Raw genomic sequence first — 24,658 nt, 5'->3', positions numbered from 1 at the left:
TGCTTTACGGCGAAGAGCTCCGCCTGACCTTCTTTTGAAACGCCGATAGCACCGCCCCCAGTGCCAGCATCGCGGCCGAGACATTCAGCGCGAACGACAGACTGCCCACAGCGTCGGTGATCGCACCGACGACGATCGGCCCGAGCGTCTGGCCGATGCCGAATGAAATCGTCAAGGCTGCAATCGCCGTCGGCCAGGCCTGCGGCGGGTAGTTGAAACGGACGAAGGCGGTGGTGGAGCCGACCACCGCGAAAAAGGCAACGCCGAACACCAGCGCCGAGATCGCAAGCAGCCATACCGACTGCCCGAAGATCGGCATTGCCGCGCCGATGGCGTTGATGCCGAGAATGATCGTGGTGGCAAGGCCGCCGCGGTCGAGCGCGAGCACGCGACGCCACACCCATGGGGTCACGAATGCGCTGAGGCCGATCAGGCTCCAGAATGCGCTCTGCGCTGCCGCGCCGCCGCCGGCGTCGCGGACATAGGCGATCATGAAGGTCATGTAGGCGATGTAGCCGGCGCCGAACAGGAAGTAGCCGGTGAGATAAATCAGAACCGGCGTCACCGCGAATTTAGCCGTTGTGGTCGCGGCGGCGATCGCGCCGGCATGGAGTGGCGCGAGCAGCACCGGGATCGTCATGGCGACCGCCAGCGCGGTCATCGCCCACCAGACGATCCACCATGAACCGGGACCGAACCACTGCAAGACAAACGGCGCCATCAGTCCCGACGACAGGATGCCGATTCCGGGTCCGGCATAGAACAGGCTGAGCAGGAAGTTCGCCCGTTCGGGCCGCGACTGCGCGATCGTCGCGGCCAGCGTGCCGCCGCCGACGAACCCGGCCGCGGCGCCGACCCCGGCCAACAGCCGCGCGAAACTCAGAACGTAGAAATTGCCTGACATCGCGCACAGCGCCAGCGACAGCACGCAGGCCAGCGTGCCCCATCGCACCGATGCGGCCAGCCCAAAGGTCCTGATCATGCGCGAGGCGAGCAGGGCGCCTGCGAGATATCCGGCGGCGTTGACCGTATTCATGAAGCCGGCGGCAGAGTAGGACCACGCCAGCGTATCGCGCATATCAGGCAGCACCAGCGCATAGGCGAAGCGGCCGATGCCGAGGCCCACGGTCGGCGCCAGCGACAGGATGAGAATCAACCGAGCGGGGTGGGTGTAAGTCTGGGGACGGTCGGGGGATCGCACTGAAAACTCCGGCAAGCCGCTATCTTGGCAGGCATGCGTCGGCTTGCACAGGTGCGGCGTCCGCAACGGTGTCTTGCCAATCCGGCAACGGCATCAGCCGATCAGCACCAGCACGACGCCGAGCACCGTCAGTGCGGCCCCTGCCACGATCCGCGCAGTGATCTCGATATGCTTGAGCACCACCGCGCTAAGCGCCACCGTGACCAGCGGATAGATCGCGGCGAGCGGCGCCACCAGCGTGATCGGGCCGTTGCGGACCGCGGCGAACAGCGTGAGGGCGCTTAAGCCGTTGCTGATTCCGGTCATCGCGAACCAGAACAGGCCGGCGCGCGGCGCCTGCACGACAAAGCTGCCCTTGCGGACGCGCTGTACCGTCAGCACCACCAGCGACGACGTGATGTAACCGATCAGGCATGCCCAAAGCACGCTTGGCCAGACCGCAAGCCCGAGCTTGACGACCGGCGGCGCCACGCCGCGGATCAGCGCGCTGCACAGCGGCAGCAGCAGCGCCCAGCTCCGCCAATGGCCGAGATCGCGCGGGCGGGTCACGGTGATGATCGCAGCCCCCGCAACGGCCACGACGAGGCCAAGGAGCTGCGGCGGATGCAGCGGCTCGTGCAGCAGGATCACTGCGGTCGCCACCGCAAACAGCGGCGCGAGGTTGCCGAGCGTCGACGTAATCACCGGCCCGAGCGCCCGGTTCGAGGCGAAGGTCAACAGCGTCAGCGAAGCCGGGAAGAACAGGCCGATGGCGATGAAAATCGGCAGGCCGCGCCAGACCACCGGCTCGTCCTGGAGGATCAGCGGCGACAGCAGCAGGAACAGCAGCGTGAAGGAGGGGACGCTGATCGCGGCCCCCGACAGCGGCTCGACGGTCCGCAGTCCAAGCTGCGCCAGAACGACCCCGGCGCCGAGGAAGAAGGCCGAGGCAAAGGCGTAGATAATGGCTGATGTCATGAGATCCGTCTTGGTGCCTTCTTGAGGGGGCTTGCGGGTTGCTCTTTCCCGGCCATTCTGGCCCTGTTTTCTGCGCCTTGCCAATCCGCTTCCGGCGCTTTAGCACTCCGCCCGGATTTCGCATTTTCCGTCATGCCCGGCCTTGTGCCGGGCATCCACGTCTTACTGCCGACGCAAACAAGACGTGGATGGCCGGGACAAGCCCGGCCATGACGAACCGGAGGTAAACGACCATGGCGACCCATAAACTGCTGCTTCTCCCCGGCGACGGCATCGGCCCCGAAGTGATGGGGGAGGTGCAGCGCCTGATCGACTGGCTGAACAAGCAGGGCATCGCGAAGTTCGAGACCGAGGAGGGTCTGGTCGGCGGCTCCGCCTATGACGCGCACAAGGTGTCGATCTCGGAAGGCGACATGGCCAAGGCTGTGGCCGCTGATGCCATCATCTTCGGCGCGGTCGGCGGCCCGAAGTGGGACAGCGTGCCCTATGAGGTGCGCCCCGAGGCCGGCCTGTTGCGGCTGCGCAAGGATCTCGGCCTATTCGCCAACCTTCGTCCCGCCGTCTGCTATCCGGCGCTGGCGGATGCTTCCAGCCTGAAGCGCGAGGCGGTCGAAGGCCTCGACATCATGATCGTGCGCGAACTCACCGGCGGCGTCTATTTCGGCGAGCCGAAGACCATCACCGATCTCGGCAACGGCCAGAAGCGCGCCATCGATACCCAGGTCTACGATACCTACGAAATCGAGCGCATCGGCCGCGTCGCCTTCGATCTGGCGCGCAAGCGCCGCAACAAGGTGACCTCGATGGAAAAGCGCAACGTCATGAAGTCGGGCGTGCTCTGGAACGAAGTGATGACCCAGGTGCATGCGCGCGAATACAAGGACGTGACGCTGGAGCATCAGCTCGCCGATTCCGGCGGCATGATGCTGGTGAAGGCGCCGAAGCAGTTCGACGTCATCGTCACCGACAATCTGTTCGGCGACATGCTGTCCGACATCGCGGCGATGCTGACCGGCTCGCTCGGCATGCTGCCCTCGGCCTCGCTTGGCGAAGTCGACGCCAAGACCAGGAAGCGCCGCTCGCTGTTCGAGCCGGTGCACGGCTCGGCGCCCGATATCGCAGGCCAAGGGCTGGCCAATCCGATCGCGATGATCTCATCTTTCGGGATGGCGCTGCGCTATTCCTTCGACATGGGCGCGCTGGCCGACAAGGTTGATGCTGCGATCGCGGCCGTGCTCGCCAGTGGTCTTCGCACCGCTGATATCAAGTCCGAGGGCACGACGGCGGCCTCAACCACGCAGATGGGCGAGGCGATCCTGAAGGAGCTGCAGAAGCTGCACGCGTAGGCGCGCAACAAATTCGGTGTCGTCCCTGCGAAAGCAGGGACCGATAATCACAACCGCTTGTGGGCAAATAAAGATCGTCGAACAGCGGCTTCTCAATCGAAAAGCCGCGGCGTATGGGTTCCTGCGTTCCGCAGGGACGACGAGGGTTAGCGCCGCTCTCAATACAGCGGGAAGCGCTGCGGATAGCCGCCCATGTCCGAAGGCGGGTTGAGCGGCTGGCGGTCGATCGGCCGGTTGAGGTTTTCGCGCGCGAAGGTCGGGTAGCCGAGATCCGGCGGGAAGGCGTAGTCCTGGAACTTGCGGTCGCCCGGCAGCACTTCGGTGCCGGCGTCGAGCCAGGAGCGCGTGGTGACGTAGACGCGGGTGCGCGGGCCCTGCTGGTAGGAACGGTTGGGACCGTTCGCGCCGTAATAGGGGCGGCCGTCCCGGTCGTATTGCTGCCTGGACTGAGCGCTGGCGGAGGTTGTGCCAATCGCGACGAGGGCAACTGCGGCAAGCAACATCGCGAGCTTGCTCGCAGCGGGGAATTTTCGGGTCATTGCATCCTCGTCATTGTCCGCCCTTGCGGGGGCTGGCCGATCGCCAAATCTGATTGCCGGCATTGTAGCCATGGGGGGACCATCGTCGCTAGGTCAATTGCGCCACACCGCGCCGGAATAATGCAGCGCGAAGCGAAAAAGTTTCATGAAAACCAGTGTCTTGGCTGCTTGTTGCCACAATTGTCAGGGGCCCGCGGAAGCGGGCCCCGTCAACGGCGGATTACAGCGCGCCGCGCAAATGCGGGTTATCGGCGCCCATCACCCAATCCGCCGACAAGGCCGGAGCGCCCGAGATCGCGCAATCGCTGCGCCTGACTTCGGCATGGGCGAACAGTTCCGTCAGTTTTGTATCGTTTCCGGCCGTCAGCAGGATCAGCCGGTTCAGCATGCAGCCGATCGCTGCACGGCGGGCCGGCAAATCCTCGCCCAGGCATGACCAGCCGGAGAGACGGAATTTCGGCTCATCGACATGCCTAAAAAATCGGAGGCAGGCGCGGGCGGCCTCGGTGCCGCCGACCCGGCGAAACAGAGTGACGGCGCCGAACTTGCTGTCGACGATTCCTGCCGCCTCCAACTCGCGCGCGCCGGCCAGGTCCATCCTCGCGGCAAGGTAGCCGGCCGCCGAGCCGACCTGATCGCTTTCTTCGCCCGGACGATAGATTTCGAGTTCAGCAACGGGCGTGCCGCCGGTGCCGCTCCAGCGGAACACGTCCTTGCGGCCGCCCTCGGGATGCCGAAGAACTTCGTAAGTCTCTGTCTTGCCTGGAAAAATGAACTGGCTGACGGCGAACGCCGGCGCCGCGCGTCCGGCCTGGGTCCAGCTCTTGGGCGAAGTCTCCATAGCCGTGATTTCCGGGAGATGATGCCATAGCGCGATACCGCCAATGGCCATCAGCGCCAGCGTCATCAGGTAGGCGCAGAGCCGCGCCAGCGTTCCGCAGGCCTCGTCCACGAAGCTTGCCAACGCCGGGTGAATTCTCGTCGTATAATGGGAACTGGCCGTTCTGGCCGGAAACGAATGCATCAAACGCCCAAACACAACCGCCAAACGTTGTCTAGATTCTTGTTTTGACGCGTTTTCTTCACGCGAACCGGTATCCACTTCGTTCGAAAACGCTATAAGGGCGTTTCTCGCATAGAAGCGCTGCCTTCCCCCTTTCCGCTTGACGCGGCGGGGCGGCATTTTTCCTCGGAGAGTGAACGATGGGTTACAAAGTCGCTGTCGTCGGTGCGACCGGCAATGTCGGGCGCGAAATGCTCAACATTCTCGACGAGCGCAAATTCCCCGCCGACGAGGTCGTGGTGCTGGCCTCGCGCCGCAGCGTCGGCGTCGAAGTGTCCTATGGCGACCGCACGCTGAAGGTCAAAGCGCTCGAGCATTATGATTTTTCCGATGTCGATATCTGCCTGATGTCGGCGGGCGGCTCGGTGTCGAAGGAATGGTCGCCGAAGATCGGCGCCGCAGGCGCGGTCGTGATCGACAATTCGTCGGCCTGGCGGATGGATCCGGACGTGCCGCTGATCGTGCCCGAGGTGAACGCGGACGCGACCAAGGACTTCACCAAGAAGAACATCATCGCCAACCCGAACTGCTCGACCGCGCAGCTCGTGGTCGCGCTGAAGCCGCTGCATGACAAGGCCACCATCAAGCGCGTCGTGGTCTCGACCTATCAATCGGTCTCGGGTGCCGGCAAGGACGCGATGGACGAACTGTTTTCGCAGACCAAGGCCGTCTACACCAACAGCGAACTCATCAACAAGAAGTTCCCCAAGCGCATCGCCTTCAACGTCATCCCGCACATCGACGTCTTCATGGAGGACGGCTACACCAAGGAAGAGTGGAAGATGATGATGGAGACCAAGAAGATTCTTGATCCCAAAATCAGGCTGACCGCGACCTGCGTGCGCGTGCCTGTCTTCGTCGGCCATTCCGAGGCCGTCAACATCGAGTTCGAGAATCCGATCACGGCCGATGAAGCGCGAAACATCCTGCGCAACGCGCCGGGGTGCCTGGTCATCGACAAGCACGAGCCCGGCGGCTACGTCACGCCGTATGAGGCGGCCGGCGAAGATGCGACCTATATCAGTCGCATCCGCGAGGACAACACCGTCGAGAACGGCCTGCAGTTGTGGTGCGTGTCGGACAATCTGCGCAAGGGCGCCGCGCTGAACGCGATCCAGATCGCCGAATGCCTGATCAACCGCAAGCTGATCACCGCGAAGAAGAAGGCGGCGTGAGGCCGAATTCGTAGGGTGAGCAAAAGGCGCATTTGCGCCGTGCCCACCATACCTGTGCGTCGCGTTGGAGAGATGGTGGGCACGCTTCCGCTTTGCCCACCCTTCTGTAACGGGCCTCGATTAGTCAATCCCTTTGCGTTGTCCGCCCGCCGGGGTCTCGCTTCTGTACGGGGTCGGCGCAGGGCCGCCACCTGATGGGGTTGGAAGAGGATAGGTCGACCAATCTACGTTGAGCGTGCTCACGAGGCGACCTGGTGGGCAACGGCCTGACCTGATCCATCGTCCCGGCGAAGGGACTTCGCTTCGAGAAGGCCTGGTGTCGTGACCCGCCCGAAAACTGCTGTTTCTCCCTGTTAGGCTGCCGCCGCAGCGGCGTTGAAGGGTGTTCCGTCGGCGAGCATGCGGTGCATGATCACCGCGAGCCGGCGCGCCAACGCCACCTTGGCTTTGCTCATGCCGGCGCGCTTTTTGATCCGCATGGCCCAGCTCTTCAATTGCGAACAGCCCTTGAGCGGCTTGGTCAGCATGACGTTGGCAGCCTCATAGAGCGCCGTGCGCACCGAGGCGTCACCGATCTTGCTGATCCGGCCGGTGTAGTCGGTCTCACCGGATTGATGCTTCTTCGGGGTCAACCCGAAATGGGCTCCTGCCTGCTTCGACGATTTGAACCGGGTCGGATCGTCGATTGCGCTGGCATAGGTCAGCGCCACGATCGGGCCGACCGCCGGGACTGACGTCAGCAGCCGTGCCTGCGTATCGGACCGCACCATCCTGCGGGTTTGCTTCTCGAAAGCTGCGAACTCGGTCCGCAGCACCGCTCGCACCGCCAGCAGCGCCTTGGCGATCATTTGCAGGTGCGGATGGCCGTCCACGAGTTCCTCGATCCGTCCCGCGAAAGTCTGCCCGGTCGTCTTGCCAACCTTGAGGCCAAAACCGCGCAGGATCCCGCGCAGGCTGTTCTCGACGTCGAGAAGCTTCGATTGCACCAGCTTGCGGGCGGTCAACAGCGATCGGGTCTCTTGCGCACTGATCGATTTGCAGTGCACCGGCCGGAACCAGCCCAGCCGCATCAGTTGCGCAATCCCGCGTGCATCGTTGCGATCCGACTTGACCGGCATCGCCTCGAACGCCTTCCGCACGTGCCGCGTCTCGAGCAGCTCAACGGCGAGGCCGGCCGCCTTCATCCCCGCAAACAGCCATTGCGACAAGGGCCCGGCTTCCAGCCCGATCCGCTCAAACTCAAAGCCAGACTGCCGGAACCAGGCGATCAGCGCCTCCGGCTCGCTGGCCACCCTGGCCTCGCGCAAAATCTTGCCGCTTGCGTCAACAACACACACGCTCGAGCATTCCAATGACACGTCGATTCCGGCATAGTGGTTCATGGTCGTCTCTCCTCGATGCTTGGAGCGAGGCTCATCCCTCTGACTCCGTAACACCATCAATGTGAGGGACGACCGCCCGCCTTCCAAGCAAGCCGCGCGAAGCGCGCTACCCAACAGCGCCGTAGCAAGCGCGGCTTGCTTGGAAGGCGGGCCGGGGCCCGTTACCCCATCTACGGCTATTCGCTACCCCTCACGCTGCGAAACTCCTTCGCTTCCGGGTCGAGCACGAACAGCGAGCCCTCGGCGACGCCGAAATAGGCGCCGTGCAATTCCATCTCGCCGCGCTCGACGCGGCTGCGCACGAATGGAAACGTCAGCAGGTTTTCGAGTGAGCGGAACACCGCGGCCTTCTCGATCCGCGTGGTGAAATCCTGCCGGGTCTCGTGCTCGCGCTGGCCGACCTTTTCGCCCGGCTTGATGAACATCGCCATCCAGCGGCCGATGAAATCGCCCGGCGACAGCGGATCGATGTCGTCGATGAAGGCACGGATGCCGCCGCATTGCGCATGGCCGAGCACCACGATGTGTTTTATGCGCAGCACCTGTACTGCGTATTCCAGCGCCGCCGAGACGCCATGGGCGCCGCCGTCCGGCTGGAAGACCGGCACCAGGTTGGCGACGTTGCGCACCACGAAGAGTTCGCCAGGGCCGGCGTCGAAGATCACCTCCGGCGAGACGCGCGAATCGCAGCAGCCGATCACCATCACGGCGGGCGACTGGCCGCGTTCGGATAGTTCCCGGTAGCGCGTCTGTTCGGTCGGCAGCCGCTGCGAGCTAAAGGCCCGATAGCCGTCGAGCAGATGTTGCGGGAATGAGGTCGCCATGTGTCCTGTTGCCTGTCTTGGGCCATGCCTAACCATAAGCCGATGACAGGAACAAGGCTTTCGGACCCCGGTTTGAAATGGTAGGGCGAGGGACCCAAAACGCCCTCGAGGAACCAGCCCCATGATCCGTCCGCGCCGCAGCCTGTTGTTCATGCCGGGATCGAACGCGCGGGCGCTGGAAAAGGCGCGCAACTTGCCCGCCGACGGCATTATTCTCGACCTCGAGGATTCGGTGGCGCCGGACGCCAAGGCTGTGGCGCGCGATCAGATCGCCAAGGCGATTGCGGCCGGCGGGTTCGGCAAGCGCGAGGTGCTGATCCGCGTCAACAGCCTCGATACGCCCTGGTGGGTCGACGATGTCACCATGGCCGGCAAGGCCCGGCCTGACGGCATTCTGGTGCCGAAGATTTCCACCGTGGCCGATCTCAACGCCATCGCCAACCGCCTGAGCGACATCAACGCCGACATGTCCATTCGGGTCTGGGCCATGATCGAGACCGCGCGCGCGGTGCTGGATGCGGACAAGCTGGCGGCAGCATCGCGGGATTCCGAAACCCGGCTCGCCGGCTTCGTGTTCGGTCCGAACGACATTTCGCGGGAGACGCGGATCCGCATGCAGCCGGGCCGTGCGGCGATGATCCCGATGATCACGCACTGCATCCTGGCGACGCGCGCGCACGGGCTGGAAATTCTCGACGGACCCTACAGCGACATCAGCAATATCGACGGCTTTGCGACCGAATGCGCGCAGGGCCGCGATCTCGGCTTCGACGGCAAGACGCTGATCCATCCGAGCCATATCGAGGCCTGCAACGCGATCTTCACGCCGCCGGCGGAAGAGGTCGAGCAGGCGCGCAAGATCATCGCGGCATTCGAACAGCCGGAAAACGCCTCACGCGGCGCCATCCAGCTCGACGGACGGATGGTGGAGCGGCTGCACGCCGATATGGCGAAGCGGACGATTGCGATAGCGGATGCGATCGCGGCGATGGGGCATTGAATCTTCCCTTCTCCCCTTGTGGGAGAAGGTGCCTTCGCGCAGCGAAGGCGGATGAGGGGTCTCCATCCGCGGAGACAGACCCCTCATCCGTCTCGCTGCCGCTTCGCGCCAGCGATCCACCTTCTACCACAAGGGGAGAAGGAAGAAGCCTGCATTACGAACTGACCCGCGGGCCGAGGCCGTCGATCGTATCGGCATTGCCGCAATATTCCTGATAATGCGCAGCCGACGTGCCGGCGGCGAGATCGCGGTCGCATTGGCGCTTGTGGTTGCACAGGGAGCAGACGCGTTCCATGTCGCGCAGCACGAGGGGCTCGGTCCGCGCCAGGTCCTGCTGGTCGACGCCAAGGGCTGTCAGCATCTTCGGCAGTTCGTCGGCAGCATGCGGCCCCTGACGGACCAGCGCCTCCAGCTCGGCGGAAGACATCCGCAATTCGCTGGCGATCTGGCCGAAATTGGCGGCGTCCATCTCGCGCATCTCCCTCAGCTCGCGCCGGTGCTTCAGCCATTCGCCGAAGATGTCGACCACAAGGCTGACGACGGGATAGGGCTTTTCCTGAACGGTCATGGCACGGCTCCCTTGGGGTAGCTGGATGGGCCCAAGGTGAGCGCAGATCGTGCGTGCGTCGTTGCGCTGGATCAAATTGGGAAGCGCGATGTAAGCGGCTCGCTCCCTCTTCCTTCTCCCCTTGTGGGAGAAGGTGGATCGCTGACGCGAAGCGGCAGCGAGACGGATGAGGGGTCTGTCTCCACGGAGAGAACCCCTCATCCGCCTTCGCTCCGCTACGGCACCTTCTCCCACAAGGGGAGAAGGGAAGAAGGCACGCCGCGCCTATTTGCCAAACCTCTCCGCCGCCCACGCATAAAGGCTGCCGGGAATGGGCTTCTCGCCGCCGCGGCCTTTTGGCGAAATGTGCAGCCCAACGATCTCCGGATCGGCGAGCAGGCCGGAAAAATCCGTCGGCTCGAAGAACAGTTTCGGCTCGGCATGGACAGCGTAGAAGGATTGCTTCGGCAGCGCGTGCTGCAATTCACCCGAGCGGCGCGCCAGCGCGGTCAGTGCGGCCGGGCCGTAGATGGCGACGCGGATGTCGGAGAGACGGCTCGATCGGCGTCGTAACTGGCGCAGCATGAAGGTGAGGCGATGACGCAGTGCCAGCCAGTCCGGCGTCAGATCCTCCTGCTCCATCAGTTCCTCGAACGCGCGCACGATCGGATCGTCTGATGGCAGGTACAGCGCCGAATTGCCCAACTGGCGCCGGCGCTCCCACGCGAAATAAGGTTTTGCCGGATCGATCTCGACCGGCTTCAGCAACAGCACGTCGGCGTCGAGCCACAGCCCGGCCCGCTCCGCCATCAGCCGCATCCGGAAAAAGTCGCTGAACTGCAAAATGGTCCAGTCGCGCCAGCTTCCATCGGGCTGCGGCGGACGCAGCCGTTCGGAAAAGGAATGCGGCAGGATCGCCTCGGCCTCGGCATTGCCGACGCCGTCGGGCAGGCCCGGCAATGGATCGAAACTGTAGACGGTCACCTTGTGGCCGGCGGCGACCTGCGACCGCAGGCAGGTCAGCCGCAGCCCGTCAAGCGGACCGTGCCAGAAAGTGACGACGTCAGGCCGCATCCGCGTCGCCTCCGCTTAACGAAAGAGCCCCGATGTGATCGGGGCTCTCGTAACACGATCAGGTAACACGATCACGCCCAAGCGCGCTCTTTCTTCAGCTTCGCCTCGTAATCGTCGATCGACGATTTCTTTTCCATGGTCAGGCCGATGTCGTCGAGGCCGTTCATCAGGCAGTGCTTGCGGAACGGATCGATCTCGAACTTCACCTTGCCGCCGTCGGGGCCGCGGATCTCCTGGTTGGCGAGGTCGATGGTCAGCGTCGCATTCGCTCCGCGCTCGGCGTCGTCGAACAATTTGTCGAGGTCGTCCTGGGTGACACGGATCGGCAGGATGCCGTTCTTGAAGCAGTTGTTGTAGAAGATGTCGCCGAACGAGGTCGAGATCACGCAGCGGATGCCGAAATCGAGCAGCGCCCACGGCGCGTGCTCGCGGCTGGAACCGCAGCCGAAATTGTCGCCGGCAACCAGCACCTTGGCATTGCGATAGGCCGGCTGGTTGAGCACGAAGTCCGGGTTCTCGCTGCCGTCATCCTTGTAGCGTTGCTCGGAGAACAGCCCCTTGCCGAGGCCGGTGCGCTTGATGGTCTTCAAATACTGTTTCGGGATGATCATGTCGGTGTCGACATTGATGATCTTCAGGGGGGCAGCGACGCCTTCCAGTGTGGTGAACTTTTCCATCGATCGCACTTCCCGGTTGAAGGGTGGGACAGGGCCGCTGATTTATCGCGAATTTGGCCCCGGCAAAAGGCCAATTTGCGCAATCCTAGCCTGCATTAGCCTCGATCGCCTCCATATCGGCGTCCGATAGCCCAAAATGGTGCCCGATCTCGTGGATCAGGACGTGGCGGACGATATGGCCCAGCGTTTCCTCATGTTCGGCCCAGTAATCGAGGATCGGCCGCCGGTAGAGCCAGATCATGTTGGGCAGTCGGGCGACGTCCTGATTGCTCTGCTGCGGCAGGCCTAGCCCAACGAACAGGCCGAGCAGGTCGAATTCGCTTTGCGCCTGCATCTCGTCCAGAACCTCGTCGGTCGGAAAATCGTCGACGCGGATGATCACACCCTGGCACAGGGTTCGAAACGTCTTTGGCAGGCGTTCGAACACCTGATGCGCCATGGCTTCCATTTCGGCGAGCGAGGGGGCTTTTGCTTCGGTCCACATCAGGACGTATTTAGCGTGTGTTGTGCCCGGGCGCATCCTGGTTTTGCGAGTTGACCTCGGCGCGCCAATCGGGGACCGTACGGGAATATCAGGCGTGGGTGGACTTTAAGATGAAGCGGATTGTGACGGTTGCAATTTGGGCTGCTTTTGCCGGGTTCTTGCTCCCCGGGACGATGGCGCAGGCGCAGACGGCATTGCCGGAGCTGTGGGTCGCGGCGGCGCCGAAGCCGGTTGTTACGGATGTGTCGGCGCAGCGGCGGCGGCCGTTGCGGCGTGTGCCGATCTATCGGCAGCAGGAATGGGCGCCTGACGTCTACCCGCGCTACAACCCCGGCCCCAACGCCGTGCGCGATTGCACCGCGCATTACGTGCAGGAGTACCGGCCAAGCGGCACGGTGATCACCCCGCGCATGAACTGCTACTGGCGGCCCGGTTAGGTTGCGCGTTAGCGCCTGAGTACCGCGCCGATCAATCCGGCGCAGACGATCATCGCCGACATGCCATAGACGAGAACGGCCATCACCGTCTGGGTGAGGAGGCTTGCCGTCCCCATGCCGCCGCCGGGGCCTTGCGACGCCGGCGCGGCATTGCTGCACAATGCGGCCACGGCGATTGAGGTCGCTGCCGCTGCTGCGCGCGATATTGCTGCGCGCGTGCAAAATGATGCCATGGAAATCTCCATACAGAAGGCGCTGTCGAAGATACGGCGCCAGTCTGCGCCGGGTTTGCCGCGCGGGAAAATTTTTAAGCGGCGTCGCGTGCTGGCTCGCGTTCATGTTCGTGGCGCATTCATTCAGGGCCCATTCAAGTCGCAGGCTTCAGATTGCGTGCAGCGTTGCGGCGAGCGATTCGGCGCAGACGTGGACACCCGACCCAAGGAGAGCATTTATGCAGTTCACGAAAGTTCCTGTCGCGAAAGTTTTTGGACTCGCCGCCGTTGGCGCGTTGCTCGCGCTCACGGCTCCAGCCGAGCGCGCCAATGCGCTGTCGCTCAGCAATCCCGGCGCCGCCGCGGTGGTTCAGGAGGACGCCCGGCTGGCGGCCACGGAAGTGCATTGGCGACACCATCGCCACCATCGGTGGCACCGCTGGCACCATCATCATCGTCACTGGCACCGCTGGTAAGTCCGACGGCTCGCCGCGGATATCGCACAGGCCCGCTTCATTGCGGGCCTGTTTTCGTTTTTTCTGCCGCCTTGAAACTGGCGAGATTGCTGCGCGTATTTGATGGTCTGGATCAACGAGAGGAGTCCGTCATGAAGAGCTTGATCGGGGCAGCCCTTGTCGCAAGTGCGCTCGTGGTTGCCGGACCGGCCGCGGCCAGTCCGGTCGCCGCGGCGCCACAGGCGAAGGCGCAAAGCGCCGGCACATCCGATGCCACAGATTTCAGCGCGCAGCGCTATAACAGGCGCTACTATCGTCATTACGGCTATTATCGTCCGTACTACCGTCCCTACTACTACGGTCGGCCGGTCTACTATCGGCCGTATCCCTATTACGCACCGGCGCCGTTCACCTTCGGCATCGGGTTTGGTCCGCTCTGGTGGTGAGCGTGCACAACTTCCGTCAGCCGCAAATCTCTTTTGCGCTTTCTCTTGTGCATTCTCTTGCGCATTCATCTTTGCGGTTGGCGCATTCATGGCGCGTTCACATGCCTGTCTCTAACGTCATGTTGGGAGCGACCGCAAAGAAACGCGACGGGGATCAGCCGCAGAGCGGCTGCGGGCGCGCCGTCGCCGGTTAGGGAGGTTCATCCATGGCGATATCCGATCCCGGACGCGGCCTTGTCCGCCGTCTGGGCGTAACGGCTGCGGCTCTGTTTGCGTTCGCAGCCGCATCACAACAGCGCGCTGAGGCGCTCTCGCTTGCGAGTCCCGGCACGGCGCCTTCAGCGAAGTTTGCAACCGACGGGCTGACGACCGAAGTTCAGCATCGCGGCCACGGCGGCGGTGGTTTCCGCGGTGGTGGAGGCGGCGGTTTTCGCGGCGGAGGCGGTGGCGGTGGCTTCCACGGCGGCGGGTTTCATGGCGGTGGATTCAGGGGCGGCGGCGCTGCGTTCCATGGCGGCGGGTTCAGAGGCGGTGGTATGGCGATCCATCGTGGCGGCTTTCGCGCCGCGCCCGTGTTCCACGGCGGCGGCATGCGCTACGGATATCGCCACGTCTATCACCGGCCGTACTTCCACCACCGGCATCACTTCCATCGCCGCTTCTACGCGCCGAGCTATTACGGATACCCGTATTACTATGGCTACCGGCACCGCTACTGCCGCGTGATCTGGACCTATTACGGGCCGCGCAAGATCTGCAAATATCGCCCGTGGTGGCGTCACCGCTATTACGGATACCGGTATTGGTGAGATCAGACTGAAAAAGAATCAGGCGCCCGGTTGGGCGCCTGATTTGTTTAGCAGCAAGAGAAATACGGCCTCGCTCAATCCCAATCCTTGCCTTCCCAAGGCTTGATCTTCCACGGCGTCAGCTTTTCCATTCGCCACTGTGCCCAATGCTCCGGCGGCCAGTGACTGAGGCGTGAGGTATCCTTGGGCGATGTTGGGAGATCGACGACGCGCGGCATCACGCGGCGGCGCGACTGGCGCGTCAGCTCGCTGATCATATCGACGAATTCAGGCTTGTCCGTCACGGCCGGGTCCCTCGCGAAAGCGCTTCGCAAGGGACCAGTCTGCGCCTCGCCTGTTAACGTCGCGTTGCCAGAACGCCTCGCTATCTAGGCAAAGGGGGGTTAACGCCACTCCCGGATGTCGACAAAGTGTCCGGCGATCGCCGCCGCTGCCGCCATGGCCGGCGACACCAGGTGGGTGCGGCCCTTGAATCCCTGACGGCCCTCGAAATTGCGGTTCGAGGTCGAGGCGCAGCGCTCTTCCGGGGACAGCTTGTCGGGGTTCATCGCCAGACACATCGAGCAGCCCGGCTCGCGCCATTCGAAGCCGGCCTTGATGAAGATCTTGTCGAGGCCTTCGGCTTCGGCCTGTTCCTTCACGATGCCCGAACCCGGCACGATCATCGCGTTGACGTGGGCGTTGACGGTCTTGCCCTCGGCGACCTTTGCGGCCGCGCGCAGATCCTCGATGCGGCCGTTGGTGCAGGAGCCGATGAAGACGCGGTCGAGCTTGATGTCGGTGATCTTCGTGCCCGCGGTCAGGCCCATATATTTCAGGGCGCGGTGCTTCGACAGCCGCTTGGCCTCGTCCGCGATCTCATCGGGATCCGGCACGAAGCCCGTGATCGACACCACGTCCTCGGGCGAGGTGCCCCAGGTCACGATCGGCGGCAGCTTTGCCGCGTCCAGCCGGATCTCGTGGTCGAAATGCGCGCCTTCGTCGGAGCGCAGCTTGTCCCAGTAGCGCATTGCGGCGTCCCAGTCGGCGCCCTTCGGAGACTTCGGACGGCCCTTCAGGAATTCGAACGCCTTCGCGTCCGGCGCGATCAGACCGGCGCGGGCGCCGCCCTCGATCGACATGTTGCAGACCGTCATGCGGCCTTCCATCGAGAGCGCGCGGATGGCGTCTCCGGAGTATTCCAGCACGTAGCCGGTGCCGCCGGCGGTGCCGATCTCGCCGATGATCGCCAGGATGATGTCCTTGCCGGTGACGCCGTCGGGCAATTTGCCGTCGACCACCGCGCGCATGTTTTTTGCCTTTTTCTGGATCAGCGTCTGCGTCGCCAGCACATGTTCGACTTCCGACGTGCCGATGCCGTGCGCCAGCGCGCCGAACGCGCCATGGGTGGAGGTGTGGCTGTCACCGCAGACGATGGTGGTGCCGGGCAGCGTAAAGCCCTGCTCGGGGCCGATCACGTGCACGATGCCCTGGCGCTTGTCGAACTCGTTGTAATATTCGATGCCGAATTCCCGGGCGTTTTCCGCCATCACGCGCATCTGCTCGATGCTCTCCGGATCGGGATTCGGTTTCGAGCGGTCGGTGGTCGGAATGTTGTGGTCGACGACGGCCAGCGTCTTCTCGGGCGCGTGAACCTTGCGGCCGGTGGCGCGCAGGCCTTCGAACGCCTGCGGCGAGGTCACCTCGTGCACCAGATGGCGATCGATATAGAGCAGGCAGGTGCCGTCATCGGCTTCGTGCACCAGATGGTCGTTCCAGATCTTGTCGTACAGCGTGGTCGGTTTGGACATGAGCGTCAGCTCCAAAAGAAATTCTGTGTGGGCGGTTAAGCGCAAGGTGCGCAAGCAACAGGGCGTCAGCGCAGCTCAAGCTGCGCGCGTAAGCTCTGACGTCGCCGAAGTCGCGAACCGTCCGAAGAAGCGGCCGGGCAGGCGCGAGCGATCGTCGATGACGATCCTCTGGGCGGTGCCGATGGCGGCGCTGGTACGATCTAGAACCATTCTGAATTTCTAACACAGGGCGTCCGGCCGCCACAATCAATCGATTGGCAGGGCTGATACGTAGATAGGTACCAGGCAACAAAAAAGCGCGGGGCAAACCCCCGCGCTTTTGTCGCATCCCTTTCGGGGCAGATTACTCGCCGACGGCGGTGGCGCGGTCCTGCTTCTCGACAATGCGGGCCGACTTGCCGCGCAGTTGGCGCAGGTAATACAGCTTGGCGCGACGGACCTTGCCGCGGCGCACCACCTTGATCGAGTCGATCATCGGCGACATCACGGGGAACACGCGCTCCACGCCTTCGCCGTAGGAAATCTTGCGGACGGTGAAGCTCTCGTTGAGCCCGCCGCCGGAACGGCCGATGCAGACGCCTTCATAGGCCTGCACGCGGGTGCGCTCGCCTTCGACCACCTTGACGTTGACGATCACGGTGTCGCCGGGCCCGAATTCCGGGATCGACTTGGTCGCCGACAGTTTTTCGAATTGCTCTTTTTCGAGCTGTTGAATGAGGTTCATTGAAATCTCCATCGGCGGCGCGCCCAGCCAGTCCAGCGCGGGCTCGCGCGAACGTCCATTTATCCTGCCACTGCGCGGATTTGGCGCTCGTATAAGGCAAAGGCGGCGGCTTGTCACCCGTCCGTCGTGTTTTTTGTGCCTTTTTGGCCGGGCCTCGCGGCCCACAAATCCGGCCGCCGCGCCCGGGTCAGGGCCTCGGCTTCGGCCCGGCGCCATGCCGCCACCTTGGCATGATCCCCCGAGATCAGGATTTCCGGGATGCCACGGCCCTCGAACTCCTGCGGGCGGGTGAACTGGGGGTATTCCAGTAGTCCTTCGGAAAAGCTTTCCTCCTCGCCTGAGGTCTGCTTGCCCATCACGCCCGGCAAAAGCCGGACGCAGGCGTCGATCAGGGCCATCGCGGCGATTTCGCCACCTGACAGCACGTAGTCCCCGATCGAGACCTCCTCGAGGTGCCGTGCCTCGATCACCCGCTGATCGACCCCCTCGAACCGGCCGCAGACGATCAGGGGCCCCGGCCCGGCTGCGAGTTGCTTAACCTGCGACTGGGTCAATGGCCGACCGCGCGGGCTCATCAGCAAGCGCGGACGGTTTTGGCCGGCATCCGCGGCGTCGATCGCCGCCGCCAGCACGTCGGCGCGCAACACCATGCCCGGGCCGCCGCCAGCCGGGGTGTCATCGACGCTGCGGTGGCGGTCGGTGGCGGAGTCCCTGATGTCGCGCGCCTCAAGCCGCCACAGGCCTGATGTCAGCGCCTTGCCCGCCAGGCTGACGCCGAGCGGCCCGGGAAACATCTCGGGGAAGAGCGTGAGAACGGTAGCGCGCCAGGTCATGGTCATATGATCGCCATTGGATTTAGACCGTCATACTCGGGCTTGACCCGCGTATCCACGGCATTAAGTAGCGAACTCGCCTTGTCGCTATCGGTCGATGCTGCCGTTGGAGGCCAGCGGTGTCCGGTTTGTTCTTGACCATCAAGGCGGGGCATCGTGGATAACCTTTGCCAAACCTTAAGGTCCGCCGCTGTAGACGTGATTCGTGAGGGCTGATAGATTTAAAGAAATTACCGCGCCGGAGTGATCCGACGCGGTAAATCGAGCCAAGGTCGCGTTGGCGAGGGCTTAGCCCTTCCGATTATCTTCTGACGGCTTGCCACATGGGTTTCTCTGGGTCCGGCGCGGCCGGGGTTTGAGGGGCCTTGCGAAGGGAAGTGTTCCGCAAAAAACTGTCTTCCCTCTGCGGTGATACGAACGGCGACGGCCTCATTGGGCGTCGCCGTTTTGTTTAGCTGCGTCTTCTTTGATTATCGGAAAACAGAAATCGAGAACTGCGCTGAACGTTGTCACGAACTTTGCGCGGTCATCGGCCGTCCAACCCTCGCCGGCTGCTGGCAGGCTAGCCAGTAGACCCGCCAGCGCAGGCGGCAAGCCACTATGCGCGGTGCTAGCAGCAGGCTTGGCAACGGCTTTCAGAAAGCTGCTGCGCTTGGCCGCCGCCGGGGCCGTTGGTTTCGGAAGAATGCGCAGGACCGATCGATTCTGCTGTGCCTTTGGCTTTTCCGGCGCAAGTCCGGCGGCGGCACACAATCCCTGAAAGAGCGTGATCATTCGATCTCGCTGGCCAGCTGGCTGGTAGCTTCGAAAGGCGTCGCGAATGGCGACATCGTCATCCTGGGAAGGATCAGCGAACGCAAACACGTCGGCGTATGCGCCCTTGAGCCAGTCCTCAAGGCGCTTCTTATATTCAGCCTCCGGAGCCAGACGGATACCTTCGAAGGTGGGCGTTGGCCTGCCCGCCTCGTCAATCAAATCGAGCGCCTGCAGCGCGTACAGGGTCCGAGGAATCAAGCTCTCCGAAATGCTCGCGCGGGCGAGAACCTCTGCATTGATAGGCGGCGGCAAGCCACGATTGCGGTGACGATCAACCAGATCAAGGATTGCGCTTGCCGGCGCATAGGGACAGGGCTTATCTGCTGTAACGGCCACGTCGGCCTCCGTTTCAGTCGCTTGTACCATAAAACACATCGTACAGATAAAGTAAATAGCGTCCTGTTATCTGTACTACCGGTATTTTACTATATAACTATTTGATTTTACTAATGAAAATAATTTAGATGCGCATGTGTACTAAAACATGGTGTAGAAAAATGAACTTATCGGTGGAAACGCGAGTGAAATCCGCCCCGAATCTGATTCGCCGAACGCGCGGCGGATGGCTGGCAGTTGCGCCTAGCGGGGCTTTTCTGTCTTCGGAGTGACGGCGCTTACGGAAGAGCTGGCGCGGCAAAATTCTGTTCTGTGTTCAAACGGTGGGTAGAGATACTCGAAAGCGAGCCAAAATAGGCTTGGTGAGTTTGCTACCTAATGCCGCGTATCCATCTTCTTTGAAAAGGATGGATCGCCGGGGCGCAGACAAGTTTACGTAGCCTGCGCAAGGCAGACCACTTGGCCCGGCGATGACAAGTCAGGACTGGGCGTCGTCGCCTTCGATTTCCTGCGGCAGCTCGATCACTAAGCGGCCGCCGGCGAGATCGACCGTCGGCACCACCGCATTGGTGAACGGCAGCAGCATGGTCGGGCCTTGCGGAGGCGCGATCTCGATGATGTCGCCGGCACCGAAATTATGGATCGCGGTGACGCGGCCGAGCGGCTCGTTCAAGGCATTGACCGCCGCAAGCCCGATCAGGTCGGCGTGATAATATTCGTCTTCGTCGGTCTCGGGCAGTTTTTCGCGCGCGATATAGAGCTCGAGGCCGTTGAGCCGTTCGGCATCCTCGCGGGTGGCGATGCCCTTCAGCGTCGCCACCAGATGATCCCTGGCCTCACGGACATGCGCCACCTCGAACTGGCGCGCGCCATCCTTGGTCATCAGCGGGCCGTAATGTTTCACGGCCAGCGGATCTTCGGTGAACGTCCACAGTTTCACCGCGCCGCGCACGCCGTGCGCGGCGCCGATACGCGCGACGCAAATCGGTGCTGCCACCGTCGTGCGCCGCTATGCTTTACGCCTTCGCTGCGGCTTCGGCGCGCGCCTTGCGCTCCTTTCGCGGCACGGCCTTTTCCGGGTTGCTGCGGGCAGGACGCTTGACGATACCGGCCGCATCCAGGAAACGCGTCACGCGGTCCGACGGCTGTGCACCCTTGGCGAGCCAGGACTTGACCTTGTCCATGTCGAGCTTCAGCCGCGACTCATTGTCCTTCGGCAGCAGCGGATTGAAATGGCCGAGACGCTCGATGAATCGGCCGTCGCGGGGGAAGCGAGAGTCGGCGACGACGACGTGATAGACCGGACGCTTCTTGGTGCCTGCGCGAGCGAGGCGGATAACGACTGACATTTGGTTCTCCTGTTAAACGTAAAAACTCGGTGATCTGAACGGTGTGAATTGGCGTCATTGCGAGAGGGGCCTGCCTCGCCTGTCATGCCCCGCGAAGGCGGGGCATCCAGTAATCGCAGGCATTAGCGATTGAACCGAGGGAGCGCGGCGTGCTGGATCGTCCGCTCCAGTGCGCAATTGCGCACAAGGCGGACGATGACGGCGCGTGTTGGCGAGAAGTCATTTCTTCTTCCCCGGAAAGCCGCCGAGGCCGGGCAAGGTCGGCTTGCCGCTGAGGCCGGTGAGGCCCGGCACGTTCGGCAGGCCCTGGCGCAGGCCGACAGGAAGATCCTTCGGCAAATTCGGCAGGCCGCCGCCCGCGCCGCCCTGCATCTTCTCGGCCAGCGCCTTCATTTCCTCGGGCGAAGGCGGCTTCATGCCGCCGCCAAAGCCCATCGCCTGCGCGATGCCGGCCAGCGGGCCGCGCTTGCCCGAACCCATGGCCTTCATCATGTCGGCCATGTTCCGGTGCATTTTCAAAAGCTTGTTGACCTGTTCGACATTCTGGCCGGCGCCGGCAGCGATGCGCTTCTTGCGGCTCGCTTTCAGGATGTCGGGGCTCTTGCGCTCGGCCCGCGTCATCGAATCGATGATCGCGACCTGGCGCTTGATGATCTTGTCGTCGATCCCGGCCGCCGCAATCTGGTTCTTCATCTTGGCAACGCCGGGCATCATGCCCATCAGCCCGCTGATGCCGCCCATGTTCGCCATCTGCAGCAATTGCTCGCGCATGTCGGTCAGGTCGAACTGGCCCTTGCGCATCCGCTCTGCCGTGCGCGCGGCCTTCTCGGCGTCGATATTCGCCGCTGCGCGTTCGACCAGCGACACCACGTCGCCCATGCCAAGGATGCGCCCCGCAATGCGGCTCGGGTGAAAATCTTCCAGCGCGTCGGTCTTTTCGCCGGTGCCGATCAGCTTGATCGGCTTGCCGGTCACCGCGCGCATCGACAGCGCCGCGCCGCCGCGGCCGTCGCCGTCGACGCGCGTCAGCACGATGCCGGTGAGGCCGACGCGTTGATCGAAGGCGCGCGCGAGATTGACCGCGTCCTGGCCGGTGAGGGAATCCGCTACCAGCAGCACTTCATGCGGATTGGCCGTGGTTTTGATCTCGGCCGCCTCGCTCATCATCTCTTCGTCGAGCGTGGTGCGGCCGGCGGTGTCAAGCAGCACCACGTCGTAGCCGCCGAGCTTGCCGGCTTCGAGCGCGCGCTTGGCAATCTGCGCCGGCTTCTGGCCGGCCACGATCGGCAGCGTCGGAATGTCGAGGTCGCGGCCGAGCACGGCCAATTGCTCCATCGCCGCCGGGCGGTAGATGTCGAGCGAGGCCATCAGCACCTTGCGCTTGTCGCGCTGGGTCATGCGGCGGGCGAGCTTTGCCGTGGTGGTGGTTTTGCCGGAGCCCTGCAGGCCGACCATCATGATGGCGACCGGCGGCACCGCATTGAGGTCGATGGTCTGGCCGTCGGAACCAAGCGTGGCGATCAGCTCGTCATGGACGATCTTGACCACCATCTGGCCGGGCGTGACCGACTTGACGACGGTGGCGCCGACCGCCTGCTCGCGGACGCGATCGGTGAAACTTCTGACAACCTCGAGCGCAACGTCGGCTTCCAGCAGCGCGCGACGCACCTCGCGCATCGCGGCGTCGACATCGGCCTCCGACAGCGAACCGCGGCCCGTCAGCCGATCGAGTATCCCACCAAGCTTTTCCGACAGATTGTCGAACAATGCCGTTGTCCTCTGTCCTGCTCTTTGCAGGCGCTGCCTTATTCACCACCCGTCATACCCCGCGAAAGCGGGGTATCCAGTACGCCGCGGCTTCTCGGTTCAGCCGAGCCGCCTCTGGAATACTGGATCACCCGCATTCGCGGGTGATGACGACCTAATGTGCCTCGACGCAGAACGCCAAGACGATCGTCCAAACACTTTCGCGCCCGAGGGCGCATCGCGCTGTCGGGCGTTGGCCTCCGGTCTCAAGGACCGGGCGGCGGGTCGAAAAGAACGTCTTTCCGAGAAAGTGCGCGCCTTAAACGCCTGGAAGGGACGAAAGTCAAGGAGAAACTGGATCGAAATGTCCTCGATCGTCGTGTAAACCATTGGAAAGAATGGACTTTCTCAAGGGGTCGTTCAGCGGCGAACGGTAATCTTGCCGCAGGTTCCAAGTTCAACCCCAACCGCCATATAAATCCCCATGTCGTCAGCTCTCTCCCGCCCTTCGTGTTTTCCCGTGCCCATCACCCGCCGCCGTGTCTTTGGAGTGTTCGCCGGCGCTGCCGCAGCCGTCGGTGTGCCCTCGATCTGGATCAGCAACATGAAAACCTATGACGGCCCCATTTCCGATCATTTCGACGGAACCCGCTTCTTCGATTCCGACGGGGTGCCGCCGAAATCGCTGGCCGAGGTGCTGCGCTGGCAGTTCGGCACCGACCGGAAGCGCGCGGGCTGGCCGGATTGGGTGCCGAACGCCCACAGCGATACGCCGCCGCCGCGTGTTTCCGGCGACAAGGTGCGGCTGTCGTTTGTCGGCCACGTCTCCTGGCTGATCCAGACGCGGGATCTCAACATCCTCATCGATCCCGTGTGGTCGATGCGGGCCTCGCCGGTTTCCTTTGCCGGCCCGCACCGGCACAACGATCCCGGCATCGCGTTCGACGCGCTGCCCAAGATCGACGTCGCGCTGGTCTCGCACGGCCATTACGATCATCTCGACATCGCGACGCTGTCGAAGCTTGCGGAAAAGTTTTCGCCGCGCGTGATCACGCCGCTCGGCAACGAAATCACCATGCGCGACGCGGACGCCGCGATCAAAGCCGAAGGCTTTGACTGGCAGGATCGCGTCGAGCTCGGCAACGGCATCGCGGTGACGCTGGTGCCGACACGGCACTGGTCGGCGCGCGGATTGTTCGACCGCAACAAGGCGCTGTGGGCGAGTTTTGTGCTGGAGACGCCGGCGGGCAAAATCTACATCGTCTGCGATTCCGGCTATGGCGAGGGCAAGCATTTTCGGCGCGTGGCCGAGAAGCACGGTCCGCTGCGGCTCGCAATATTGCCGATCGGCGCCTATGAGCCGCGCTGGTTCATGAAGGACCAGCACATGAATCCGTCTGATGCCGTGAAGGCGCTCTCCGACTGCGGAGCCGAGCAGGCGCTGGCGCATCATCACGGCACGTTCCAGCTCACGGATGAGGCGATCGACGCGCCGGTGAATGCGCTGGCCGACGCGCTCAAGGAAGCGAAGATCCCGCCGGAGCGGTTTGCCGCGCCGAAGCCGGGGCAGGTGGTCGAAATCTAATCTCGTGTCGTCCCTGCGAACGCAGGGACCCATAGCCACCATTGCTGATTGTTTGGAAAAAGCGGGAGCCAGCTTAGCCAAACCACAAAGTCCTGTGGTTATGGGTCCCTGCTTTCGCATGCTTTCGCAGGGACGACAGCAGCTACTGTGCGGCCTTGATCGCCCAGGACACGTTCACCGTCACCGATAGCGTCTCTTCGCCTTGCGCTACCGGCGCACCCGCAGCCATTGGGGCCGCCATCTTGCCGCGAAATACCGGCACGGGCGCGCCTTCCTCGGAAATGCTGATCGGCTCGCCGAGCGTCACGCCGGCGGCCTTGGCATAGATCTCGGCTTTGCGGCGCGCGTCCGCGATCGCCTTCTCGCGGGCTTCGTCGAGCACTTTCGAAGCCTGCGTCACCGTGAAGTGGATGCCACCGATCTCGTTGGCGCCGGCGCCCACCAGCACGTCGATCACGTTCGCGACCTTGGCCACATCGCGGATCTTGACCGTCACGCGGTTGCTGGCGCGGAAGCTGAGGATGCCTTGTGCGCGCTCCGAGGCTTTGGACGGCGTGGCGAACTGCGGCTGCAGCGACAGTCGCGAGGTCTGGTAGTCCTTTTCCTCGATCCCGGCGCCCTTGAGCGCCAGCAGCACCTTGCCCATGGCCGCGTTGTTCGCGTCGGAGGCCTCTCGCGCGGTCCTGGCATCCGACGTCACGCCGCCGTCGATCTGGGCCTGATCGGGCGCCACCGACACGGACGCTTCGCCGGTCACGGAAATCGCGGGCGGCGGCATTGTCTGCGCCAGCGCGGGCGTGGCCAACAGCGTGGCGGCCACGGCCGCAAGGGCGAACGGATGCTCCATGCGT

30 protein-coding genes are annotated in these 24,658 nt (G+C 63.4%); 8 read left to right on the top strand and 22 right to left on the bottom strand.

The window, feature by feature from the left end; genetic code table 11:
• Positions 1–4: 4 nt before the first annotated feature.
• Both V1293_RS22875 and V1293_RS22870 read right to left on the bottom strand, forming a co-directional pair.
• Complete coding sequence (locus V1293_RS22875; RefSeq protein ID WP_334512432.1) at positions 5–1,201, bottom strand: YbfB/YjiJ family MFS transporter; 1,197 nt, start codon at positions 1,199–1,201, stop codon at positions 5–7.
• A gap of 93 nt (positions 1,202–1,294) precedes the next feature.
• Positions 1,295–2,158 carry a DMT family transporter gene (locus V1293_RS22870; RefSeq protein ID WP_334512431.1) on the bottom strand — a complete coding sequence of 288 codons (864 nt, stop codon included), beginning with the start codon at positions 2,156–2,158 and terminating at the stop codon, positions 1,295–1,297.
• Between the two features lie 233 nt (positions 2,159–2,391).
• Here V1293_RS22870 and leuB point away from each other — a divergent pair, with 233 nt between their 5' ends.
• Positions 2,392–3,504, top strand: coding sequence for a 3-isopropylmalate dehydrogenase (leuB, locus tag V1293_RS22865; protein ID WP_334512429.1), 1,113 nt, complete (start codon positions 2,392–2,394; stop codon positions 3,502–3,504).
• Between the two features lie 158 nt (positions 3,505–3,662).
• Here the strand turns inward: leuB and V1293_RS22860 are convergent, their stop codons facing one another.
• On the bottom strand, positions 3,663–4,043 hold the full coding sequence (locus tag V1293_RS22860) for a hypothetical protein (RefSeq protein WP_334512427.1): 381 nt from the start codon (positions 4,041–4,043) through the stop codon (positions 3,663–3,665).
• Between the two features lie 220 nt (positions 4,044–4,263).
• Positions 4,264–4,995: a hypothetical protein gene (locus V1293_RS22855; RefSeq protein ID WP_334512425.1), complete on the bottom strand. Its 732-nt coding sequence runs from the start codon at positions 4,993–4,995 to the stop codon at positions 4,264–4,266.
• A 251-nt stretch (positions 4,996–5,246) separates the two neighbouring features.
• Here V1293_RS22855 and V1293_RS22850 point away from each other — a divergent pair, with 251 nt between their 5' ends.
• Positions 5,247–6,281 (top strand): aspartate-semialdehyde dehydrogenase, encoded by a 1,035-nt coding sequence (locus V1293_RS22850; RefSeq protein ID WP_334512424.1) that lies wholly within the window; start codon positions 5,247–5,249, stop codon positions 6,279–6,281.
• A gap of 353 nt (positions 6,282–6,634) precedes the next feature.
• On the opposite strand, the gene V1293_RS22845 is transcribed toward V1293_RS22850, so the two are convergent.
• Complete coding sequence (locus V1293_RS22845) at positions 6,635–7,663, bottom strand: IS110 family transposase (protein WP_334506067.1); 1,029 nt, start codon at positions 7,661–7,663, stop codon at positions 6,635–6,637.
• 176 nt (positions 7,664–7,839) lie between these two features.
• The gene (locus V1293_RS22840; RefSeq protein WP_334512422.1) at positions 7,840–8,487 is read right to left on the bottom strand and encodes a carbonic anhydrase; all 648 of its coding nucleotides are present in this window, start codon (positions 8,485–8,487) and stop codon (positions 7,840–7,842) included.
• Positions 8,488–8,608: 121 nt separating this feature from the next.
• Between V1293_RS22840 and V1293_RS22835 the strand changes: the two genes are divergently transcribed.
• On the top strand, positions 8,609–9,487 hold the full coding sequence (locus tag V1293_RS22835) for an HpcH/HpaI aldolase/citrate lyase family protein (protein ID WP_334512420.1): 879 nt from the start codon (positions 8,609–8,611) through the stop codon (positions 9,485–9,487).
• Between the two features lie 154 nt (positions 9,488–9,641).
• Here the strand turns inward: V1293_RS22835 and V1293_RS22830 are convergent, their stop codons facing one another.
• The 4 genes from V1293_RS22830 to V1293_RS22815 form a co-directional block, all read right to left on the bottom strand.
• Complete coding sequence (locus V1293_RS22830; RefSeq protein ID WP_334512418.1) at positions 9,642–10,055, bottom strand: DUF6455 family protein; 414 nt, start codon at positions 10,053–10,055, stop codon at positions 9,642–9,644.
• A gap of 264 nt (positions 10,056–10,319) precedes the next feature.
• A complete protein-coding gene (locus tag V1293_RS22825; RefSeq protein WP_334512416.1) occupies positions 10,320–11,108 on the bottom strand; it encodes a hypothetical protein in 789 nt (262 codons plus the stop codon).
• 71 nt (positions 11,109–11,179) lie between these two features.
• A complete protein-coding gene (gene leuD / locus V1293_RS22820) occupies positions 11,180–11,785 on the bottom strand; it encodes a 3-isopropylmalate dehydratase small subunit (RefSeq protein ID WP_108520706.1) in 606 nt (201 codons plus the stop codon).
• An 85-nt stretch (positions 11,786–11,870) separates the two neighbouring features.
• Positions 11,871–12,269 carry a metallopeptidase family protein gene (locus V1293_RS22815; protein ID WP_334516855.1) on the bottom strand — a complete coding sequence of 133 codons (399 nt, stop codon included), beginning with the start codon at positions 12,267–12,269 and terminating at the stop codon, positions 11,871–11,873.
• Between the two features lie 110 nt (positions 12,270–12,379).
• Here V1293_RS22815 and V1293_RS22810 point away from each other — a divergent pair, with 110 nt between their 5' ends.
• Positions 12,380–12,706, top strand: a complete 327-nt coding sequence (locus V1293_RS22810; RefSeq protein ID WP_334512414.1) for a hypothetical protein — start codon at positions 12,380–12,382, stop codon at positions 12,704–12,706.
• Between the two features lie 8 nt (positions 12,707–12,714).
• On the opposite strand, the gene V1293_RS22805 is transcribed toward V1293_RS22810, so the two are convergent.
• Positions 12,715–12,939 carry a hypothetical protein gene (locus V1293_RS22805; protein ID WP_334512413.1) on the bottom strand — a complete coding sequence of 75 codons (225 nt, stop codon included), beginning with the start codon at positions 12,937–12,939 and terminating at the stop codon, positions 12,715–12,717.
• Positions 12,940–13,157: 218 nt separating this feature from the next.
• On the opposite strand from V1293_RS22805, the gene V1293_RS22800 reads away from it, so the two are divergent.
• A complete protein-coding gene (locus tag V1293_RS22800; protein ID WP_334512410.1) occupies positions 13,158–13,394 on the top strand; it encodes a hypothetical protein in 237 nt (78 codons plus the stop codon).
• 131 nt (positions 13,395–13,525) lie between these two features.
• Positions 13,526–13,819, top strand: a complete 294-nt coding sequence (locus tag V1293_RS22795) for a hypothetical protein (protein ID WP_334512409.1) — start codon at positions 13,526–13,528, stop codon at positions 13,817–13,819.
• A 338-nt stretch (positions 13,820–14,157) separates the two neighbouring features.
• Here V1293_RS22795 and V1293_RS22790 read toward each other — a convergent pair whose 3' ends face one another.
• On the bottom strand, positions 14,158–14,367 hold the full coding sequence (locus V1293_RS22790; protein WP_334512408.1) for a hypothetical protein: 210 nt from the start codon (positions 14,365–14,367) through the stop codon (positions 14,158–14,160).
• Here V1293_RS22790 and V1293_RS22785 point away from each other — a divergent pair.
• On the top strand, positions 14,356–14,628 hold the full coding sequence (locus V1293_RS22785; protein WP_334512407.1) for a hypothetical protein: 273 nt from the start codon (positions 14,356–14,358) through the stop codon (positions 14,626–14,628). The genes V1293_RS22790 and V1293_RS22785 overlap by 12 nt on opposite strands.
• Before the next feature lie 74 nt (positions 14,629–14,702).
• Here the strand turns inward: V1293_RS22785 and V1293_RS22780 are convergent, their stop codons facing one another.
• From V1293_RS22780 to ffh, 9 genes are all read right to left on the bottom strand, one after another.
• The gene (locus V1293_RS22780; RefSeq protein ID WP_334357063.1) at positions 14,703–14,912 is read right to left on the bottom strand and encodes a hypothetical protein; all 210 of its coding nucleotides are present in this window, start codon (positions 14,910–14,912) and stop codon (positions 14,703–14,705) included.
• Positions 14,913–15,011: 99 nt separating this feature from the next.
• The gene (gene leuC, locus V1293_RS22775) at positions 15,012–16,418 is read right to left on the bottom strand and encodes a 3-isopropylmalate dehydratase large subunit (protein WP_334512405.1); all 1,407 of its coding nucleotides are present in this window, start codon (positions 16,416–16,418) and stop codon (positions 15,012–15,014) included.
• A gap of 75 nt (positions 16,419–16,493) precedes the next feature.
• Positions 16,494–16,628, bottom strand: coding sequence for a hypothetical protein (locus V1293_RS22770; protein ID WP_334512403.1), 135 nt, complete (start codon positions 16,626–16,628; stop codon positions 16,494–16,496).
• Positions 16,629–16,761: 133 nt separating this feature from the next.
• Positions 16,762–17,142, bottom strand: a complete 381-nt coding sequence (gene rplS / locus V1293_RS22765) for a 50S ribosomal protein L19 (protein WP_057852665.1) — start codon at positions 17,140–17,142, stop codon at positions 16,762–16,764.
• 113 nt (positions 17,143–17,255) lie between these two features.
• Positions 17,256–17,975: a tRNA (guanosine(37)-N1)-methyltransferase TrmD gene (gene trmD / locus V1293_RS22760; RefSeq protein ID WP_334516853.1), complete on the bottom strand. Its 720-nt coding sequence runs from the start codon at positions 17,973–17,975 to the stop codon at positions 17,256–17,258.
• Between the two features lie 429 nt (positions 17,976–18,404).
• Entirely contained in the window at positions 18,405–19,127 is a 723-nt protein-coding gene (locus V1293_RS22755; RefSeq protein ID WP_334512401.1) for a DUF5343 domain-containing protein, read from the bottom strand.
• A 478-nt stretch (positions 19,128–19,605) separates the two neighbouring features.
• The gene (gene rimM / locus V1293_RS22750) at positions 19,606–20,124 is read right to left on the bottom strand and encodes a ribosome maturation factor RimM (protein ID WP_334512397.1); all 519 of its coding nucleotides are present in this window, start codon (positions 20,122–20,124) and stop codon (positions 19,606–19,608) included.
• Positions 20,125–20,143: 19 nt separating this feature from the next.
• Positions 20,144–20,476: a 30S ribosomal protein S16 gene (gene rpsP / locus V1293_RS22745; protein ID WP_108520681.1), complete on the bottom strand. Its 333-nt coding sequence runs from the start codon at positions 20,474–20,476 to the stop codon at positions 20,144–20,146.
• A gap of 219 nt (positions 20,477–20,695) precedes the next feature.
• On the bottom strand, positions 20,696–22,243 hold the full coding sequence (gene ffh / locus V1293_RS22740) for a signal recognition particle protein (protein WP_334512395.1): 1,548 nt from the start codon (positions 22,241–22,243) through the stop codon (positions 20,696–20,698).
• A 499-nt stretch (positions 22,244–22,742) separates the two neighbouring features.
• On the opposite strand from ffh, the gene V1293_RS22735 reads away from it, so the two are divergent.
• The gene (locus V1293_RS22735) at positions 22,743–23,807 is read left to right on the top strand and encodes an MBL fold metallo-hydrolase (RefSeq protein WP_334512393.1); all 1,065 of its coding nucleotides are present in this window, start codon (positions 22,743–22,745) and stop codon (positions 23,805–23,807) included.
• Between the two features lie 142 nt (positions 23,808–23,949).
• Here V1293_RS22735 and V1293_RS22730 read toward each other — a convergent pair whose 3' ends face one another.
• On the bottom strand, positions 23,950–24,654 hold the full coding sequence (locus tag V1293_RS22730) for an SIMPL domain-containing protein (protein ID WP_334512391.1): 705 nt from the start codon (positions 24,652–24,654) through the stop codon (positions 23,950–23,952).
• Positions 24,655–24,658 lie beyond the last annotated feature (4 nt).

The sequence above is a fragment of the Bradyrhizobium sp. AZCC 1693 genome (assembly GCF_036924745.1).
Taxonomy (GTDB): domain Bacteria; phylum Pseudomonadota; class Alphaproteobacteria; order Rhizobiales; family Xanthobacteraceae; genus Bradyrhizobium.
This window is presented reverse-complemented; position numbering and strand designations above follow the sequence as displayed.